The organism is Candidatus Methylomirabilota bacterium (assembly GCA_035936835.1).
Classification (GTDB): Bacteria; Methylomirabilota; Methylomirabilia; order Rokubacteriales; family CSP1-6; genus AR37.
Map to the genome: position 1 here is coordinate 1 of DASYVT010000056.1, position 16,252 is coordinate 16,252.

Consider the following 16,252-nt stretch of genomic DNA (forward strand, 5'->3'; position numbering starts at 1 on the left):
CTCCGGCTCTACGAGGAGACGCCGGCAATCGAAGGCGGCCGGCTAGTCGTGCCGAAGAAGCCGGGCCTGGGCCTGGCGTTCGACCCGGCGGCGATCAAGAAGTACCAGGTGGGCTGAGGCCTCTACGCCGGTTTGGCGGCGCGGAGCAGCGCCAGGTTCTCCTCGATCGTGTCGTCGCCCGTGATCGCGCGGAGCACGACGTCGTCGACTACACCCAGCCACTTCCCGAGCGCTTTCGGGATCTCGTCCGCCTTCTGCGCGGCGATGCACGTGTCGACGGGCTTGACGCCCATGCGCTCGAAGTGGGCGCCGTAGGCCGGGATCGCAGCGTAGCGGCCGCCTTCCTCCGCGAGCTTGTCGCAGGCCTTCGCGCCGAGGGCGATGCGGACGTAGGCGAAGAGGGTGGGGGGCTTCCGTCCCGCCGCCTGGGCGCCGTCGCGCACCCAGCCGGCCGAGACGCGCGCATGCTCGGCAGTCAGCCAGTTGAAGAGCACGCCGTCGGCGATCTCCCCCGCCAGGCGGCACATCTTGGGGCCGAGCGCCGCCACGATCACGCGCGTCTTGAGCTGGGACTTCAACGCCGCCACGCCGTCACGCACGCGGGAGAGCGAGTTCGGGTTCGGGCTGCCGACGCCCAGGAGCAGGCGATCGAGCGGGAGCGCTGTGGCCCGCACACCCTGGACGATCGCCTCGGGTCCCCGCGTGTGGAGCGGAATGACGCCGATGCCGAGCTCGATGCGCTTCGTCTCGCCCGCCGCATGTGCGAGCGCGGCGAGGCCGTCGAACGAGCCTGGGTGATTGACCCAGAAGGAGCTGTACCCGAGCGCTTCGGCTTCCCGCGCCGAGGCGCGGATGATCTCGGGAGTGGTGCCGGCGAACAGGGCGAAGCCGCGTGCCATCACGCCCTCCTCTTGCGGAAACGGGAAAAGTCGGGCTTCCGCTTCTCGAGAAACGCCCGCGCGCCTTCCTGCTGCTCTTCCTTCCAGAACTCCGGTGTGATGGTCAGGCGCCGGACCGCATCCCCCTGCCCGAGAACGTGGTCGAACTCGGCGACGAACGACGCCTTGAGAATCCGGAGGCAGGTGGGTGAGAGCGCCAGCAGCTCCTCGCACCAGCGCCCGACCTCGGCGTCGAGCTCGGCCAGCGGCACCACCGCGTTGGCGAGGCCCCAGTCCAGCGCCTGCTTCGCCGTGTAGCGCCGGCAGAGCATCCACATCTCCCGGGCCCGCTTCTGCCCGATCACATGCGCCAGATAGTTCACGATCGGCCCCCCGGCGGGGCTGCCCACGCGCGGGCCGTTCTGGCCGAACACCGCGTGGTCGGCGGCGATCGTGAAGTCGCAGAAGTATGCCAAGTGGTTGCCGCCGCCGATCGAGTAGCCGTTCACCCGCGCGATGACAGGCTTGGAGCAGCGCGACACGGTCACGTGGAGCATGTACGGCTCGAGCACCTGCCGCTCGAGCCCGCCTTCCTTTTCCCAGTTGACGTCGCCGCCCGCGCAGAAGGCCTTATCGCCGGCGCCCGTGAGCACGACCACGCCCACCTCGTCGTCGACGTTGGCCTCTTCGAACGCCAGCGTCAGCTCCTTGATCGTGTCGCCCGTGAACGCGTTGTACTGCTTGGGCCGGTTGATGGTGATCCGAGCGACGTGGTTCCGGGTCTCGTACAGGACGTCCTTGTAGTCACGCGGCACGATCGGGCTCCTTCCGAAGAGAGAGGGTAGAGGCCACCGCGACCTTATCCCGGAGTGCGGTCGGGCGCAAGCCGGGCCGGTCTCCGGGGTCCTTGACCGGCCCCGCGCCCGGCGCTAAGCTCGGCAGGCTTTCGCCCCTTACCCGTTTCCGCGTAAAGGAGAGCCCGCGATGCAGAAGCGAGCGGCAGTCGAGAGCACCGCTGAAGCCTATCTGGAGCTCCTCGCCGCGCGCGGCGTCGAGTACCTCTTCGCCAACGCCGGGACGGACTTCGCGCCGCTCATCGAAGCGTACGCCAAGCGCGACGCCCAGGGTCAGGCGGCCCCGCGGCCGATTACCGTCCCGCACGAGGTGCCCGCCGTCGCGATGGCCCACGGCTACGCGATGGTCTCGGGACGGCCCCAGGCGGTCATGGTCCACGTGATCGTGGGCGCGGGCAACGCCGTCGGCGGCATCATCAACGCCGCGCGCTCCAACGTGCCGATGCTCATGAGCGCCGGACGGAACCCCATCACGGAGGCCGGACATTCCGGCAGCCGCGACCGGCCCATCCACTGGGCGCAGGAGTCCTTCGACCCGGCGGCGATGGTCCGCGAGTTCGTCAAGTGGGACTACGAACTCAGGAGCGCTTCCGATCTCGAGACCGTGGTGGACCGGGCGCTGACGTTGGCGCAGGCCGAGCCTCAAGGGCCGGTCTACCTCACTCTGCCCCGCGAAGTGCTGGCGGAGCGCCGGGAGACGATCGAGTACGCCGATCCCGCCCGCATGGCGAAGCCTGCCGCGCTGGTGCCGGCTCCGGAAGCCGTGGCCGAGGCCGCGCAGCTTCTCGCGTCAGCGCGGAACCCGATCATCATCGTCAAGGCGGCGGGCCGCGATCCAGGCGCCGTTGCCGCTCTCGTGGCGCTGGCCGAGGCGCTCGGCGCGCCGGTCTTCGACCAGTTCCATACCTACGTCAACTTCCCCCAGGACCACCCGCTCCACGCCGGCTTCGATGCCACGGCCCATCTCGAGGAGGCCGACGCGATCCTCGTCGTCGAGTCCGACGTGCCGTGGCTCCCGCACCTGAAGCGGCCGCGAGCGGAAGCGCGGATCGTCCACCTCGGTGTAGACCCGCTCTTCTCCCGCTACCCGCTCCGAGGCTTCCCGATGGACGTAGCCCTCGCGGGGACTCCGCGCCTCACCCTCCTGGCGCTCCGCGACGCCGTCGCGCGCTGCGTGGACGCCGCCGCCGTCGCGGAGCGCCTGAAGCGCTGGGAGGGCGAGCACGCCCGCCAGCGTGATGCCGCGGCGGCGCGGGCGCGCGCCGCGGAGGCCGACTCGCCCATCGACATGGCGTGGCTCTCGCGCTGCGTGGGCGATCTCGTGGATGACCGGACCATCGTGGTCAACGAGTACGACCTCGACGCGACACAGGCGTGCTTCCGGATACCTGGAACCTATTTCGCCGCTCCGCCGTCGGGCGGGCTCGGCTGGGGACTCGGCGCCGCGCTCGGGGCCAAGCTGGCGGCGCCCGACAAGACGCTGATCTGCTGCGTCGGCGACGGCGCTTACATCTTCGGCGCGCCCACCGCCGCTCACTTCGTGTCTCGCGCGTACAATCTCCCCGTCCTGTTCGTCGTCTTCAACAACCGCACCTGGAACGCGGTCAAGCGCGCCGTCCAGTCCTTTGCCCACGACGGCTGGGCCGTCAGGACCGGCTCCATGCCGCTGACCGCGCTCGAGCCGGCGCCCGACTACGAGCTGGTGTGCCAGGCCTCGGGCGGCCACGGCGAGCGGGTCGAGGACCCGGCGCAGCTCCCCGACGTGCTCAGGCGAGCGCTGCGCATCCTCAAGGAAGAGAAGCGCCAGGTTCTCCTCAACGTGATCTGCAAGAAGCCGTGATGAAGATCTTCGCCACGGGACCGAGCGGCCCGACCGAAGAGCTCGATCCGCTACTCCAAGCCGGCCACGAGGTCATCATCGGCCGCCCGCTCGACCAGCCCGGCCGGAAGGCCTACACGGAAGCGGAGCTGATCGAGGGCGCCCGCGGCGTTGACGTCATCCTCGCTTCACACCTCGAGACCGTCAGCCGCAGCGTCCTCGAAGCCGCGCCGGACCTCCGGCTCGTCATCGTGCCCTTTATCGGAACGGACAAGATCAACCTCGCCGCGGCCTCGAGACTCGGCATCCTCGTCGCCAACAGCCCGACGCCAGAGAACTTCATCGCCGTCGCCGAGGCGACCATCGGTCTCATCCTGATGCTGCTCAAGCGCGTCAAGCACAACGAGGCCAAGCTCCGCCGCGGGGAGTTGGCGCAGCGCCAGGACCGCGGCGAGTTCCTCTTCGGCAAGACGGTCGGCCTCGTCGGCCTCGGCCGCGTGGGCTCGCACGTGGCGCGGCGGCTCCGTAACTGGGATGTGCGCCTCCTCGCAGCCGATCCATATGTGCCGGTGCCCCACGCCGAGGCCCTCGGTGCGACGCTGGTGGATCTCGCCACATTGCTGGGCGAGTCGGACATCGTCTCGCTCCACGCGTCCCTGACCGACGAAACGCGGGGACTCATCGGCGAGAAGGAGCTCCGGCGCATGAAGCCCGGAGCACTCCTCGTCAACACGGCCCGCGGCGAAATGGCCGATGAGGAAGCCGTAGCCCGGGCGCTCGGTGAGGGCTGGATCGCCGGCGCGGCCATCGACGCGTTCGTCAAGGAGCCGCTGGGCCCCGGGAACCCGCTCCGCGGGGTCGATCCCGAGCGTCTCATCCTGACCCCGCACAACGTCAGCCACAGCGAGGCGGGCCGGCGCGCCAATCTCCGCCTGGCATTCGAGCAGATCCTCGCCGCCGGTCGCGGCGAGGCGCCCGTCCACTGCGTCAACCCCGAGGCGATCCCTCGTTGGAGGATCAGGCGATGAGCCAGCTTTCCATCCCCGTTCTCGACGCCGACGGCCACGTCACCGAGTCGTACCAGCAGATCGCGAAGTACCTCGACGAGCCCTGGCGACGGCGGCCGCTCACCTTTCCCCTGTACACCGCCGACGGCTGGGACCGGCGGCTCGTCGACAAGTTCCACGACTGGGCGGGCAACGCCGAGGAGTGGCTGCGGGCGCTCGACAAGGGCGGCATGGAGCTGACGGTGCTTTACCCGACCCTCGGCCTCTTCATGAGCTTCCTCAAGGATCGCGACTGGGCCGTCAGGCTCTGCCGCGCCTACAACACGCTCATGCACGAGGAGTTCATCAAGGTCAGCCCCCGGCTCCAGGCCGTCGCCCTCCTGCCCGTGCAGGATCCCAAAGCCGCCGCGCTCGAGCTGCGGCGCGCCGTCAGCGAGCTGGGCCACGTCGGCGGAATGCTCGCTGCCGACGGCAGCCACCTCCTGGGCGATGAGCGCTTCCTGCCCGTCTACGAGGAAGCCGACCGGCTCGGCGTCATGCTGGGCATACACGCCTCGGGCTCGCATCTCGGCGGCGCCGGCGTGGATCTCTTCCCGACATTCATCCAGGCCCACACCTGCTCCCACGCCTTCGGCCAGATGCGCCAGCTCACGTCCGTCGTCTTCGAGGGGATCCCCGAGCGCTTCCCGCGCCTGCGTCTGGCCTTCCTCGAGGCCGGCTGCGGCTGGGCGCCGTACTGGATGGAGCGCATGGACGACGAGTACGCCAAGCGCGCGGAGGAAGCGCCGGCGCTGCGCAAGAAGCCGAGCGAGTACATCCGGGGCGGGTCCATCTACTTCTCCTGCGAGGCCGACGAATGGCTGCTGCCGCAGGCGGTGAAGCTCGTGGGCGAGAACCAGATCGTGTACGCGTCCGACTTCCCCCACTGGGACCACAGCTACCCCGGCTCGATCGACGAGATCAAGGACCGCGGCGACATCACGGATGCGCAGAAGCGGAAGATCCTCGCGGACAATACGCGCCGCCTCTACGGCCTCAAGCCCTGAGCCGACCCCCGGAGAGGGAGAGATCCGATCAATGGACTGCTGCAGCCACGAGGGGCCGACGAAGGGCGACGCAAAGTTCGACTTCAAGAAGATCGCCGACGGCGTGCACGTCGCCGTCGCCGCGCCCGCCTACAAGGTGAATTGCAACACCGCGATCATCGAGAGCGACGACGGCGTGGTCATCGTGGACACGCACTCCAAGCCCTCGGCGGCGCGCGTCATCGTCGAGGGGCTGGGCGACATCACGAAGAAGCCCGTCCGCTACGTCGTCAACACGCACTTCCACTGGGACCACTGGCACGGCAACGAGGTCTACCCCGCCGCCTACCCCAACGCCGAGATCATCACCAATCAGCTCACGCGGGAGGCGATGGTGCGGAAGGGGCTCAAGCGCATCCAGGACCACGTCCGCCAGGTGCCGGGCGAGATCGCCAAGCTCAAGGCCGACCTCGCCGCGGCCACCACCGCAGCAGAGCGCGCGAAGCTCCAGGCCGACCTGGGCCACGCCGAGTCGTACCTTGCCGAGGTGACGGCGCTGAAGCCCGCGCTCCCCACCATGGCCTTCGAGCGGACGATGAAGCTCTACCGCCGCGACCGCGAGATCCATCTCCTCTATCTCGGGCGCGCCCACACCGAGGGGGACGTGTTCGTCTATCTCCCGAAGGAAAAGGTGGTTGTTACGGGCGACGCCGTCATCGGCTGGACGCCCTTCATGGGCGACGGCTACCCCGAGGACTGGGTGACGACGCTGGACCGCCTCGCCGAGCTCGACTTCACCCACATCATCATGGGCCACGGCGAGCCCGCGGGCCGCGACTGGCTCCGGATCTTCCGCGGCTACGTCCATGACATGGTCGAAGCCGTCCGCGAGGAAGCGGCCCGCGGCGCCACGCTCGAGGAAGTCCAGCGGCGCGTGCCGGACCGGCTCGCCCCCACGTACGAGAAGCCGTTCTCCACGTACGGCGACTACAGGCCGTGGCGCGCGGGCCTCCTGCGCAACATCGAGCGCACCTACGCGATGGTCAGCTGAGGTGCGGGACGGCGGGGCGCATCTCATCGGCAGCGTGCCGCTGGCCGACGCCGAGACGGTATTCCGGACGGTCTGCGCCGCGCTCGGCTCGCATCTCTCCCGCCTCCCGGACGGCGAGACGGGCGAGCGCCGCCGCTGGATCTACTTCCAGCGCCTCATGCTCGAGAAGCATCCGGCCATGGAGGTCGATCCGACCGTCCCGCTCTTCGCGCTGCGCCAGTGGGACGGCAAGCTTCTGCGCGAGATGCACCTGCTTCGCTTCCGGTCGGGGACCGATCCGGACAGCGTGACGTTCGAGACGGGGTATGCGCCTGCGGCGCGCGCCTCGTATGAGACCTTCCAGGCGCTACAGGCTGCCGGGGTGATCCCGCCACGCGTGCGATTCCAGGTCTGCCTGCCGACGCCGATGGCGAGCGCCTACAGGTACGTCAGTCCGAGGGCGCGCGAGCCGTACATCCAGGCGTATGAGCGCGCCCTGCGACAGGCCCTGGACGGCATCGTGAGCGCGATCCCCGCCGCGCAGCTCGCGATCCAGTGGGACGTCTGCCAGGAGGTGTTGGTCTACGAGGGCTTCTTCCCCGACAGACCAGCCGACTACAAGCATCAGATCTCGGCCGAGCTGGCGCGGCTCGGCGGGGCCGTGCCCGACGCGGTCGAGGTCGGATATCACCTGTGCTACGGCTCGCCCGCGGACGAGCACCTGGTCATGCCGCGCGACATGGCGGTCATGGTCGAGATGGCCGACGGTCTGCGCCAGGCCCTCGGGCGGCGCGTCGACTTCCTGCACATACCCGTGCCCAAGGACCGGACCGACGCCGACTACTTCCGCCCGCTCGCTCGGCTGCGGGGCTTCGACGACTCCGCTCTGTATCTCGGGCTGATACACCACGACGACCGCGAGGGTGACCTCGCTCGCATCAGCGCGGCACGGTCATTCGCGGACAGATTCGGAGTCGCCGCCGAGTGCGGCTGGGGGCGGACGGACCCCCAGCGCGTTCCGGCCTTGCTCGAGAGCCACCGCGCCGCCGCTCTGCACATGCGGCGGGCGCCCGCACGAGATCGAGCAGGACGCGCGCCCGGGGTGTAATATCAGCACCCCGGCAGACGTAGTCCAACCCCAGAACCAAGGAGACCACGAGATGGCCCAAGAGAAGATTCCGCTGGACGCGCAGCGCTTCGCCACAGGCATGACCTGGAAGGACTACCTGGCCCAGATGGGCGACACCAAGGCCCGCACCGAGGAGAACTACAACAAGGCCTCGCTGACCGCCGAGGAGAAGCAGTTCTTCAGCTCCTTGGGCCAGGTCAAGTCAATCCTCATGCTCGCCGAGAACTGGTGCGGGGACGTCCACCGCAACTCGCCGATGATCGCGCGGATCGCCGAGGCGATGCCGGGCTGCGAGCTGCGCGTGCACCTCCGCGACCAGAACCCCGACCTGACGGACTGCTTCCTGAACAACGGCTACCGGTCCATCCCCATCGTCGCTTTCTTCGACAAAGACTGGAACGAGATCGGGCGTTGGATCGAGCGGCCGGGAGCCGCCACGCAGAAGATGTTCGCGATCCGCGCCACGACGCTGGACGTCGCGACGGAGGACAAGAAGGACGCCGCGATGGCCGAGTTCCGGAAGCAGGTCCAGGCCGGGTACGACGGCCCAGCCGACAAGAGCTTCTGGCGCGAGACGGCGAAAGAGGTGCGCGGGGTGCTGGAGACGCGGCTCGGCCTCGCAGCCAAGAAGTAGCCGACCGGCGGGATCGCCGAGCCGGGCGCTCAGCTCCGCTCGGCGATCTCGCGCATCTTGCGGAAGGCCAGGTAGCGGAGCCGGTTCGCCTCCGGCATCTTGGAGATGTCCACCTCGGCCACCGTCAGCCCGTACGCCTCGTAGGTCGGGATGTCGCGCTCGGCGAGCGGGGCCATCGACTTCTTCCGCTCGAATGCCGCCTCGATGTACGGCGCCAGCTCCTCCATCTTCCGCGCCTGCCGGGCGGCGTCGCGCTCCCTGAACTCCGGCATTACGTCGCGCGCGAACAGCTCGAGCGACTCGCAGATGTGCTCGTGCCGGTTGTTGCCGCCCTGCTGGATGAAGACGGTCTGGTCCACCCCGTTCGCCTCGAACTGCCGCAGGCTCTCCGCGAGCTGCGCCGGCGCGCCGATGCAGCCAGTTCCGCCGCCGAGCACTTCGAGCCCGATCTGCTCTCGCACGGCGACGAACTTCTTCCAGATGTCTGTCCGCCCAGGCGTGTGCTTGCCGAAGCTGTAGTGGTGACCGAGCGCGAACTGGAAGAAGCGGAAGCCGTCCGTGCCGCGCCGCCCGGCCTCCTCGGCGTCGGGATGGCACGAGAAGCCCGTGACCATGGCAACGTTCGGGTTGACGCTGTGGCCGATCGGCACGCACTCGCGCTTGAACGTGTCGTAGTAGTCCAAGATCCAGTGCGCCGCCTCCGCGGGATCGATGAAGGCGAAGGTGAGCGCGCCCATCCCCAGCTGCGCGGCCAAGTGAATGGTCTCGCGGTTCGAGCAGGCCACCCAGAGCGGCGGGTGCGGCTTCTGCACAGGCTTGGGCACGACGTTGCGCACGGGCATCGCGAAGTACTTGCCCTGGTAGCCCGGGTACGGGTCCATGGCGAGCATATTCGCGACCTGCTCGGTGGTCTCGCGCCACATCGCCCGCCGCTCGGCGGGGTCGATGCCGAAGCCTTCAAGCTCCGCGCGCGATGCCGACTCGCCGGTTCCCCACTCGACGCGGCCGTTGGAGACCAGGTCGAGCGTGGCCAGCCGCTCCGCAACCCTTGCGGGGTGGTTGTACGCGGGCGGCATGAGGGTGATGCCGTGCCCGAGACGGATCCGCTTCGTGCGCTGCGACGCCGCGGCCAGGAAAACCTCGGGCGCCGAGGAGTGGGAATACTCCTCGAGAAAGTGGTGCTCGACCTCCCACGCGTAGTCGATGCCGAGCCGGTCGGCCAGCTCGACCTGGCTGAGCGCGTCCTGGAAGAGCTTGAGCTCGCCGCCTTCCGGCCACGGGCGCGGGAGCTGGTGTTCGTAGAAGATGCCGAAGCGCATTGCCCTCTCCTTTCGCCTGCGTCAGACCTGCGCTGGGACAGTACCATAACGCCCGCCCGGTCAGCATCAACGGAGGCACGACAGTCGCGATCGTGCGACAATATCACTATGACTGAGACGGCGACATGATCGGGCATCGGTTGATCCCCCTGCTAGCGGTTCTCGTGCTGGGCCTCGCGTCGGATGCCTGGGCGGGCCCGCCGACGGATCAGCTGCGCACGTATACCGACCAGGTGCTCAAAGTCCTGCAGAATCCCGCGCTCTCGCTGCCGGAGCGGCGCGAGGCGGTCAAGCACCTCGCCGAGGAGGTCTTCGAAGTGACGGAGACGGCCAAGCGGGCCCTTGGCCCGCACTGGCTGCAGCGGACCCCGGCCGAGCGCGAGGAGTTCGTGAAGCTGTTCGCGAACCTGCTCGAGCAAACGTACATCGCCAGGATCGACGAGTTCGGCGGGGAGAAGCTCACGTACGTGAGCGAGCAGATCGACGGCGACCGGGCGACCGTCCGGGCGCGCATCACGACCAAGAACGGCACCGAGGTGCCGGTCGAATCACGGCTACTGCGGAAGGAGACCCGCTGGCTGATCTACGACATCCTCGTCGAGAACCTGAGCCTGATCTCCAACTACCGCTCGCAGTTCGATCGGGTGATCCGAACCACCTCGTACGAGGAGCTGGTCAAGCGTCTGAAAACCCGGGGCGAGTTCCTCAGCGAAAAGAGCACCAAGACCCCGCGACGGGCCGGTCAGGGCAACCGCTAGCCGGCCGTCTCACGGCGCCGCGGTCTCGCGCTACGAGCCCGCCGCCTTCTTCACCAGGCCCGACATCGTCTGGGCATCGCTGTCGTTCATCTCACGCAGGCCCGTGACGACGCCGTCCCGGTCCACCGACGGCCTGTTCTGGCTCACCTTCCACTTGCCGACCAGCCGGGTGAGCGGGATCTCGATCCCGACGATGGCGCCGAGCATCTGCTCGACGAAGTCGGCGGGCGCGTCCGTGACCTTCCACGGCTCCGCCCTCCCCGCTTCGTAGCGTTTCGTGAGCCGCTCCACCAGCCCCCGCAGCCACGCGCGGTCCTCGATGATCCGCATGGGACCGTACGCGTGGACGACGATGTAGTTGTACGTCGGCACGACCTTGCCCGTCTCCCGCTTCGTCTGGTACCACGAGGGCGAGATGTACGCCTGGGGCCCCTGGAAGACGGCGAGCGCCTCGACGTCCCGTGAGAAGTCGCGCCACACCGGGTTGCCGCGCGCCACGTGACCCCGCAGCGTCCCGAATGGCGCCGGCCCGGGATCGAGCTCGAGGGGGATGTGGTTCGCGTTGAGCCCGTCCGAACCGAGGGTCACCAGCGCGGCCAGCGAGTGGTCGTGGATCAGCTGGCGAAGGACGTCGGGCCGTGTCTCTTCGAAATGCGACGGGACGTACATGCTGGCTAGGGCGACTCGCGCGGCTTTACCGCCGCGGCGGTCGGCACGACCGGCTCCTGGCGCCCTGCCTCCCGCGCCCCGGGGCGCTCGTCCTGCTTCGCCTTGAGCTTGGCGACGAGGTCGGGGTAGCCCGAGCGCTGGATGACCGCGTTGAACTGCGAGCGGTAGTTGCCGATGAGGCTGATGCCCTCGATGCTCACGTCGTAGACGGCCCAGCGCGAACCGTTCAGGAACATGCGGTAGTCGATCGGGATCTCCGTCGCCTGCTTCGTCACGATCCGCGTCTTGACGACCGCGAGGTCGCCGTCGATGACGTCGCCGGGGTACTGGATCTTCTCCCCGGAGTAGCTCTCGATCTTGGTGATGTACGCGTTCTCGAGGAGATCGCCGAAGACCGCGACGAACTGCTCGCGCTCGGCGGGCGTGCGCGCCTGCCAGTGACGCCCGAGGCTCCGCTGCGAGATCTCGGTGAAGTCGAAGATCTGGTTGACCACCGCCCGGATCCTCCTCCGGCGCTCGGCCGTCCCCGCCTCCTTCTTGAGCTCGGGATCCGTGACGATCTTCAGGACGAGGTCGATCGACCCGCGGAGCTGGTCGGTGGGGACGCCGGCGACAGCGTCGCGCGCCACGAGGAGCGCCAGCACGGCGGCGAGGGCGGCGAGGGCGCGGGTCATAGCGGGGTCATCTTATACCGAAGCGCAACCCAAAGCCACCCGCCTCCAGCCGACCCATGCTAGGATACCGGTCGGTGAGCCGCGGGTCCTGTGAGGTCGACATGAGGAGATCGCCATGAGCCTGTTCAAGGAGCTGAACCATGTGAGCATCACCGTCACCGACGTCGCCAAGGCGCGGGAGTTCTACACCGGCCTGCTCGGACTCGAGGAGATCCCGCGCCCGGCCTTCGACTTTCCCGGCATCTGGTACAGCCTCGGCGGCGGCCTCTCGTTGCACATCATCCTGAACGACCAGCTCGTGCGCCCGGCGGTCGAGCGGGAGAAGATCCTGGCGCGTTACGCGCACTTCGCCCTCTGGACCGAGGACGCCGACAAGACCGCGCGTCAGATCTCGGAGCTGGGGTTGCCCTGCCGCGACGTCGTCTCCGGGCCGACGGGCCTCCGCCAGGTCTTCGTCAAGGATCCGGACGGCAACATGGTGGAGTTCATCGGCCCGACGAAATCCGCCGCGCCCCGGCGCATGGAGTCCTAGCGGGCGGCCGGATCGCTGCCGGTTTCCGCCTCCCGCCTGACAATTTCGGGGCCTCGGGGCGCCCCGAGCCTCGTAATTACACGTTTCTGTGACCCGCACGAAGTGGCCCGGCCCTTGCTCTGTGATGAATCAGGACTTGTACTATGCGCACTGCCAGAGCCCCTTCGCCCGCGCCGGACGTTCGCGCTCGCATCTTACTCGTCGACGACGATCCCATGATCACCCAGCTCATCATCGACATGCTGAGCCTGGACGGGGTATCGCATCGACACCGCGCCGAACGGCATCGCGGCGCTTGAGAAGGTCCAAGGCCGGCGCTACGACCTGATCCTGACCGACCTCCACATGCCCGAGCTGGACGGCGCCGGCCTCTCCCGGGAGTTGGCGAAGCGTCAGACACATCCGCCGCAGAAGATCATTTTCCTCACGGGCACCGCGGGAACCTCAGAGGCGCATCGCCTCGTGCAGGAAACCGGTCTGCCGCTGCTGCGAAAGCCCTTCAACCTCGTCGAGCTGCTGGAGCTGGTTCGGAAAGTCCTGGGCGCCGCGTAGGGAGGAGCTCGTCAAGAAGGTCAGGGCCCGTCTGCCCTGAACGGCTGCGCCCTACCCGAGGGACTTGAGGAACTCCGCGTTGGTCGCGGTGAGGCGGAGGCGCTCGAGCATGGCCTCCATGGCCTGCACCGGCTTGGTGCCGGAGAGCGCGCGACGGAGGAGATGGATCTTCTTCAGCTCGTCCTCGGTGAAGAGGAGCTCCTCGCGGCGGGTGCCGGATTTGAGAATGTCGATGGACGGGAAGATGCGGCGGTCGGCCAGCTCCCGGGTGAGATGGAGCTCCATGTTCCCGGTGCCCTTGAACTCCTCGAAGATGATGTCGTCCATCCGGGAGCCCGTCTCGACCAGGACCGTGCCCACGATCGTGAGCGACCCGCCCTCCTCGAGCTTGCGGGCTGCCCCGAAGAAGGCGCGCGGCATCTGGAACGCGCGGCTGTCGATGCCGCCGGACATGGTGCGCCCGCGCGAGCTCAGCTCGTTGTTGTACGCGCGCGTCATGCGCGTGAGGGAGTCGAAGAGGACGAGCACGTCCCGCTTCTCGAGCACCAGGCGCTTAGCCTTCTCGAGGACCTGCTCGGTCACCTCGATGTGCCGGCGGTAGGGGTTGTCGTTGCTCGAGGCGACGATTTCCGCCGCCTTGCCGATGGTCATCCGGAAATCCGTCACCTCCTCGGGGCGCTCGTCTACCAAGAGAATGATGACGATTACTTCGGGGTGGTTGGCGAGCACCGCCTTGGCGATGCCTTGCAGCAGCATGGTCTTCCCCGTCCGCGGCTGGGCGACGATGAGCCCGCGCTGGCCCCGGCCGATGGGCGAGACCAAGTCCATCGCGCGCATGGACAGCTCGGACGCCGTGGTCTCGAGCTTCAGCCGCTCGTAGGGCTGGACCGCGGTGAGGCTCTCGAAGCCCGAGGTCGCGGCGGCCGGCGGCGGCATCCGTGATGGACCCGGCCCGCGCGACCCGCTGGGCTGGTGCCCTCCCGGCCGGCGGGAGTGGTGAGACCGTCTACTCAACTGTAACGCTCATGTCTGAAGACCTCATTGCCGCATGGGAAGGCTGACGAGCCCGGCTCGCACACGGGCTGGAGTGCTCCCCGCAGCACTGCGCTTGGGGTAGCTAACAGTCTAACTCAAAACGCTGGTTTCCGAATAATCGCCTCGCCCGGCGCTACTGGGTCAGTTTGGAGGCGCGCCTAGCCGGTCCGCGCCAGGAGCGCCAGGATCGCCTCGGCGACCGCCGCCGGCTGCTCGCGCGGCAGGAAGTGGCCGCCGCCTGGCACGACCCGGCGCTCCGTGCCGGCCGGGAAGAGCGGCATGTGGCGCTCGGACTGCCGCGCCGGGTCGACCGTGTCCTCGGCCCCATGCAGCACCGTGGTCGGCACGGTGATCGGGGGCCGCTCCGCGAGACGCCGCTCCAGTGGATCGAAGCGCGCTTCGCCTGGCGCATTGCCGTGCCGGTGGCGGTAGGAGTGGATCACCACCTCGACGAAGTCGGGGCTGTCGAATGATTGCGCCGTGCGGTCGAAGGTGGCGTCGTCGAAGCGCCAGCTCGGCGACCATTCGCGCCACAGGAGCCGGCAGATCTCGCGCCGGTTCTGCTCGAGTCCCCGGCGGCCGCGCTCGGTGTTGAAGTACCACTGGTACCACTTGGCCCGCTCCTCGGCCGCGGGCGCGGGGCGCGACGGCGCCGTCGTGTTCTGCACGTTGTACCCGCCGATGGTCACCAGCCCGCGCACGCGGGCCGGCGCCACGATCGCGGCGATGCACGCCGCGCGGCCGCCCCAGTCGTAGCCGGCCAGCGCGACGCGCGGCAGCGCGAGGGCGTCGATGAAGTCGAGCAGGTCCTGTCCGATCGCCGCCTGCTGGGCCATGCGCGGCGCCGCGGGGTCGAGGAAGCGGGTCGGTCCGTAGCCGCGCAGGTAGGGCACGAGGACGCGATAGCCGGCGGCGGCGAGCGGCGGGGCCACCCCGTCCCAGGCTCGCACATCGTCGGGAAACCCGTGCAGGAGGACGACGGGGAAGCCTCGCGGATCGCCGTGCGCCTCGTAGGTGATCTCCAGACAGGGCGTCCGGGCCGTGAGCGTCATTACACCCGTTCAACGTCGGGCCGGCCGAACATCCCGTAGGGGCGCACGAACAGCATCGCGATGAGCACGAGATAGGAAGCGACATTGCTGAAACCCCCGCCCAGGAGCGGATCGACATACCCCGCCGCCAAGCTCTCCAGCACGCCGACGACGACGGCGCCGGCGAGGGTGCCGGGAATGCTGTCGAGCCCGCCGATGATGACGATCGGGAACACCTTGAGCCCGACGAGCGCCATGCCGAAGCCGCCGCCGGACACGACCGTCCACAGCGTGCCCGCGCAGACCGAGAGAACGCCCACCATGGCCCACGTCAGGGCGAAGTGGCGGTTGAGATCGATGCCGACCGCCATGGCCGCCTGCTGGTCGTCCGCGATGGCCCGCAGCGCGACTCCGGTCCTGCTCCGGCTGAAGAACCAGCTCACGGCGGCGACGCAGACCAGAGCGACCCCCGCCCCGACGAGCTTGCCGACCGCGACCGGCACGCCGTGCACGACGAGCGGCTCCTGGGGGATCGGAAGGGGGATCGCGGCGGGGATGTCCGTGAACACGAGGGCGGCCGCACCGCGCATCAACGCGCCGAGCCCGAGCGTGACCATGATTAGGGAGATCAGCGGACGACCGCCGAGCCGGCGCAGGATCAATCGGTTGAAGACGAAGGCCAGCGCCACCATGCCGGCGCACGCGGAGCCGAGGGCTCCGGCCAGGCCGAGCCCCAGCGCGTGCAGCCCTGTGGCCACCAGCCGCGAGGCGACCATCGCCCACTCGCCCAGCGCGAAATTGATCATGCGGGACGCCTTGTACACAACCACGAAGGCGAGGGCGATCGGGGCGTAGACCACACCGGCCAGCACCCCATCCACGAACAGGGAAACGAAGAACAGCACGTTCGCTCCCTCGTCGGCGATCAGTCGCGAGGCCGTCCTGCCAGCGCCTTCGCGACCTCCGCCACCGAGGGCATCCCGGGCGCGTCCTTGTAACCGGCGAGAGATTCGTAGATCTCCGCGGCGGCCCGAAAGAAGCCGTCGGGAAGCCCGGCGTCATCGAACGTCGCCGCGATCTCCGCCATCTCACCGGTGAATCGCCAGGCCTTCCGTGCGGTCTCGCCGGCGGCGCGCTCGGAGCGGGCTCCCAGCTCCGGCTGGCTCCGCGCCCACTCGTCCAGCAGCGCCTGGTCCACGCCGGCCCGGATCGCCAGCGCCCGGATGCTCACGAGGAGCGCCGCCGTGCCCTTCGTGTACGCGGCATAGGCCATCTTGAGCGCGGAAGCCGCGCCGGGTCCGCCGTC

Annotated in this window: 18 protein-coding genes; 9 read left to right on the forward strand and 9 right to left on the reverse strand. The window is 68.8% G+C overall.

All coding sequences use genetic code 11. The annotated features are described in order from the left end of the window. Positions 1-122: 122 nt before the first annotated feature. Entirely contained in the window at positions 123-899 is a 777-nt protein-coding gene (locus VGV06_04515) for an LLM class flavin-dependent oxidoreductase (GenBank protein ID HEV2054422.1), read from the reverse strand. After that, on the reverse strand, positions 899-1,693 hold the full coding sequence (locus VGV06_04520; GenBank protein ID HEV2054423.1) for an enoyl-CoA hydratase-related protein: 795 nt from the start codon (positions 1,691-1,693) through the stop codon (positions 899-901). The genes VGV06_04515 and VGV06_04520 overlap by 1 nt, the downstream gene beginning before the upstream one ends. Positions 1,694-1,862: 169 nt before the next feature. On the opposite strand from VGV06_04520, the gene VGV06_04525 reads away from it, so the two are divergent. The 6 genes from VGV06_04525 to VGV06_04550 are packed head-to-tail and all read left to right on the forward strand — an operon-like array spanning position 1,863 to position 8,376. Beyond that, complete coding sequence (locus VGV06_04525; protein HEV2054424.1) at positions 1,863-3,572, forward strand: thiamine pyrophosphate-requiring protein; 1,710 nt, start codon at positions 1,863-1,865, stop codon at positions 3,570-3,572. Further along, complete coding sequence (locus tag VGV06_04530; GenBank protein ID HEV2054425.1) at positions 3,572-4,579, forward strand: NAD(P)-dependent oxidoreductase; 1,008 nt, start codon at positions 3,572-3,574, stop codon at positions 4,577-4,579. The genes VGV06_04525 and VGV06_04530 overlap by 1 nt, the downstream gene beginning before the upstream one ends. Next, on the forward strand, positions 4,576-5,604 hold the full coding sequence (locus VGV06_04535) for an amidohydrolase family protein (protein HEV2054426.1): 1,029 nt from the start codon (positions 4,576-4,578) through the stop codon (positions 5,602-5,604). The genes VGV06_04530 and VGV06_04535 overlap by 4 nt, the downstream gene beginning before the upstream one ends. A 31-nt stretch (positions 5,605-5,635) precedes the next feature. Beyond that, positions 5,636-6,634 carry an MBL fold metallo-hydrolase gene (locus tag VGV06_04540; GenBank protein HEV2054427.1) on the forward strand — a complete coding sequence of 333 codons (999 nt, stop codon included), beginning with the start codon at positions 5,636-5,638 and terminating at the stop codon, positions 6,632-6,634. Position 6,635: 1 nt separating this feature from the next. Further along, positions 6,636-7,721, forward strand: coding sequence for a hypothetical protein (locus VGV06_04545; GenBank protein HEV2054428.1), 1,086 nt, complete (start codon positions 6,636-6,638; stop codon positions 7,719-7,721). 52 nt (positions 7,722-7,773) lie between these two features. Further along, the gene (locus tag VGV06_04550; protein HEV2054429.1) at positions 7,774-8,376 is read left to right on the forward strand and encodes a thioredoxin family protein; all 603 of its coding nucleotides are present in this window, start codon (positions 7,774-7,776) and stop codon (positions 8,374-8,376) included. A gap of 29 nt (positions 8,377-8,405) precedes the next feature. Here VGV06_04550 and VGV06_04555 read toward each other — a convergent pair whose 3' ends face one another. Continuing rightward, on the reverse strand, positions 8,406-9,695 hold the full coding sequence (locus tag VGV06_04555; protein HEV2054430.1) for an LLM class flavin-dependent oxidoreductase: 1,290 nt from the start codon (positions 9,693-9,695) through the stop codon (positions 8,406-8,408). Between the two features lie 125 nt (positions 9,696-9,820). Between VGV06_04555 and VGV06_04560 the strand changes: the two genes are divergently transcribed. Next, a complete protein-coding gene (locus VGV06_04560) occupies positions 9,821-10,453 on the forward strand; it encodes an ABC transporter substrate-binding protein (GenBank protein ID HEV2054431.1) in 633 nt (210 codons plus the stop codon). 30 nt (positions 10,454-10,483) lie between these two features. Here VGV06_04560 and VGV06_04565 read toward each other — a convergent pair whose 3' ends face one another. Continuing rightward, complete coding sequence (locus VGV06_04565) at positions 10,484-11,122, reverse strand: FMN-binding negative transcriptional regulator (protein HEV2054432.1); 639 nt, start codon at positions 11,120-11,122, stop codon at positions 10,484-10,486. 5 nt (positions 11,123-11,127) lie between these two features. Further along, the gene (locus VGV06_04570) at positions 11,128-11,796 is read right to left on the reverse strand and encodes an ABC transporter substrate-binding protein (protein ID HEV2054433.1); all 669 of its coding nucleotides are present in this window, start codon (positions 11,794-11,796) and stop codon (positions 11,128-11,130) included. Between the two features lie 115 nt (positions 11,797-11,911). Between VGV06_04570 and VGV06_04575 the strand changes: the two genes are divergently transcribed. Together VGV06_04575 and VGV06_04580 are read left to right on the forward strand one after the other, a co-directional pair. After that, complete coding sequence (locus tag VGV06_04575; GenBank protein ID HEV2054434.1) at positions 11,912-12,328, forward strand: VOC family protein; 417 nt, start codon at positions 11,912-11,914, stop codon at positions 12,326-12,328. A 264-nt stretch (positions 12,329-12,592) separates the two neighbouring features. Further along, entirely contained in the window at positions 12,593-12,880 is a 288-nt protein-coding gene (locus VGV06_04580; GenBank protein HEV2054435.1) for a response regulator, read from the forward strand. A 51-nt stretch (positions 12,881-12,931) separates the two neighbouring features. Here the strand turns inward: VGV06_04580 and rho are convergent, their stop codons facing one another. The 4 genes from rho to VGV06_04600 all read right to left on the reverse strand — a co-directional run. Beyond that, a complete protein-coding gene (gene rho, locus VGV06_04585; protein ID HEV2054436.1) occupies positions 12,932-13,816 on the reverse strand; it encodes a transcription termination factor Rho in 885 nt (294 codons plus the stop codon). 257 nt (positions 13,817-14,073) lie between these two features. Then, positions 14,074-14,967 carry an alpha/beta hydrolase gene (locus VGV06_04590; GenBank protein ID HEV2054437.1) on the reverse strand — a complete coding sequence of 298 codons (894 nt, stop codon included), beginning with the start codon at positions 14,965-14,967 and terminating at the stop codon, positions 14,074-14,076. Further along, positions 14,967-15,851 (reverse strand): branched-chain amino acid ABC transporter permease, encoded by an 885-nt coding sequence (locus tag VGV06_04595; GenBank protein ID HEV2054438.1) that lies wholly within the window; start codon positions 15,849-15,851, stop codon positions 14,967-14,969. Before VGV06_04595 ends, VGV06_04590 begins: the two co-directional genes overlap by 1 nt. 20 nt (positions 15,852-15,871) lie before the next feature. Then, positions 15,872-16,252, reverse strand: a 381-nt coding sequence (locus VGV06_04600; protein ID HEV2054439.1) for a DUF1932 domain-containing protein, incomplete at its 5' end; no start/stop codon positions are given.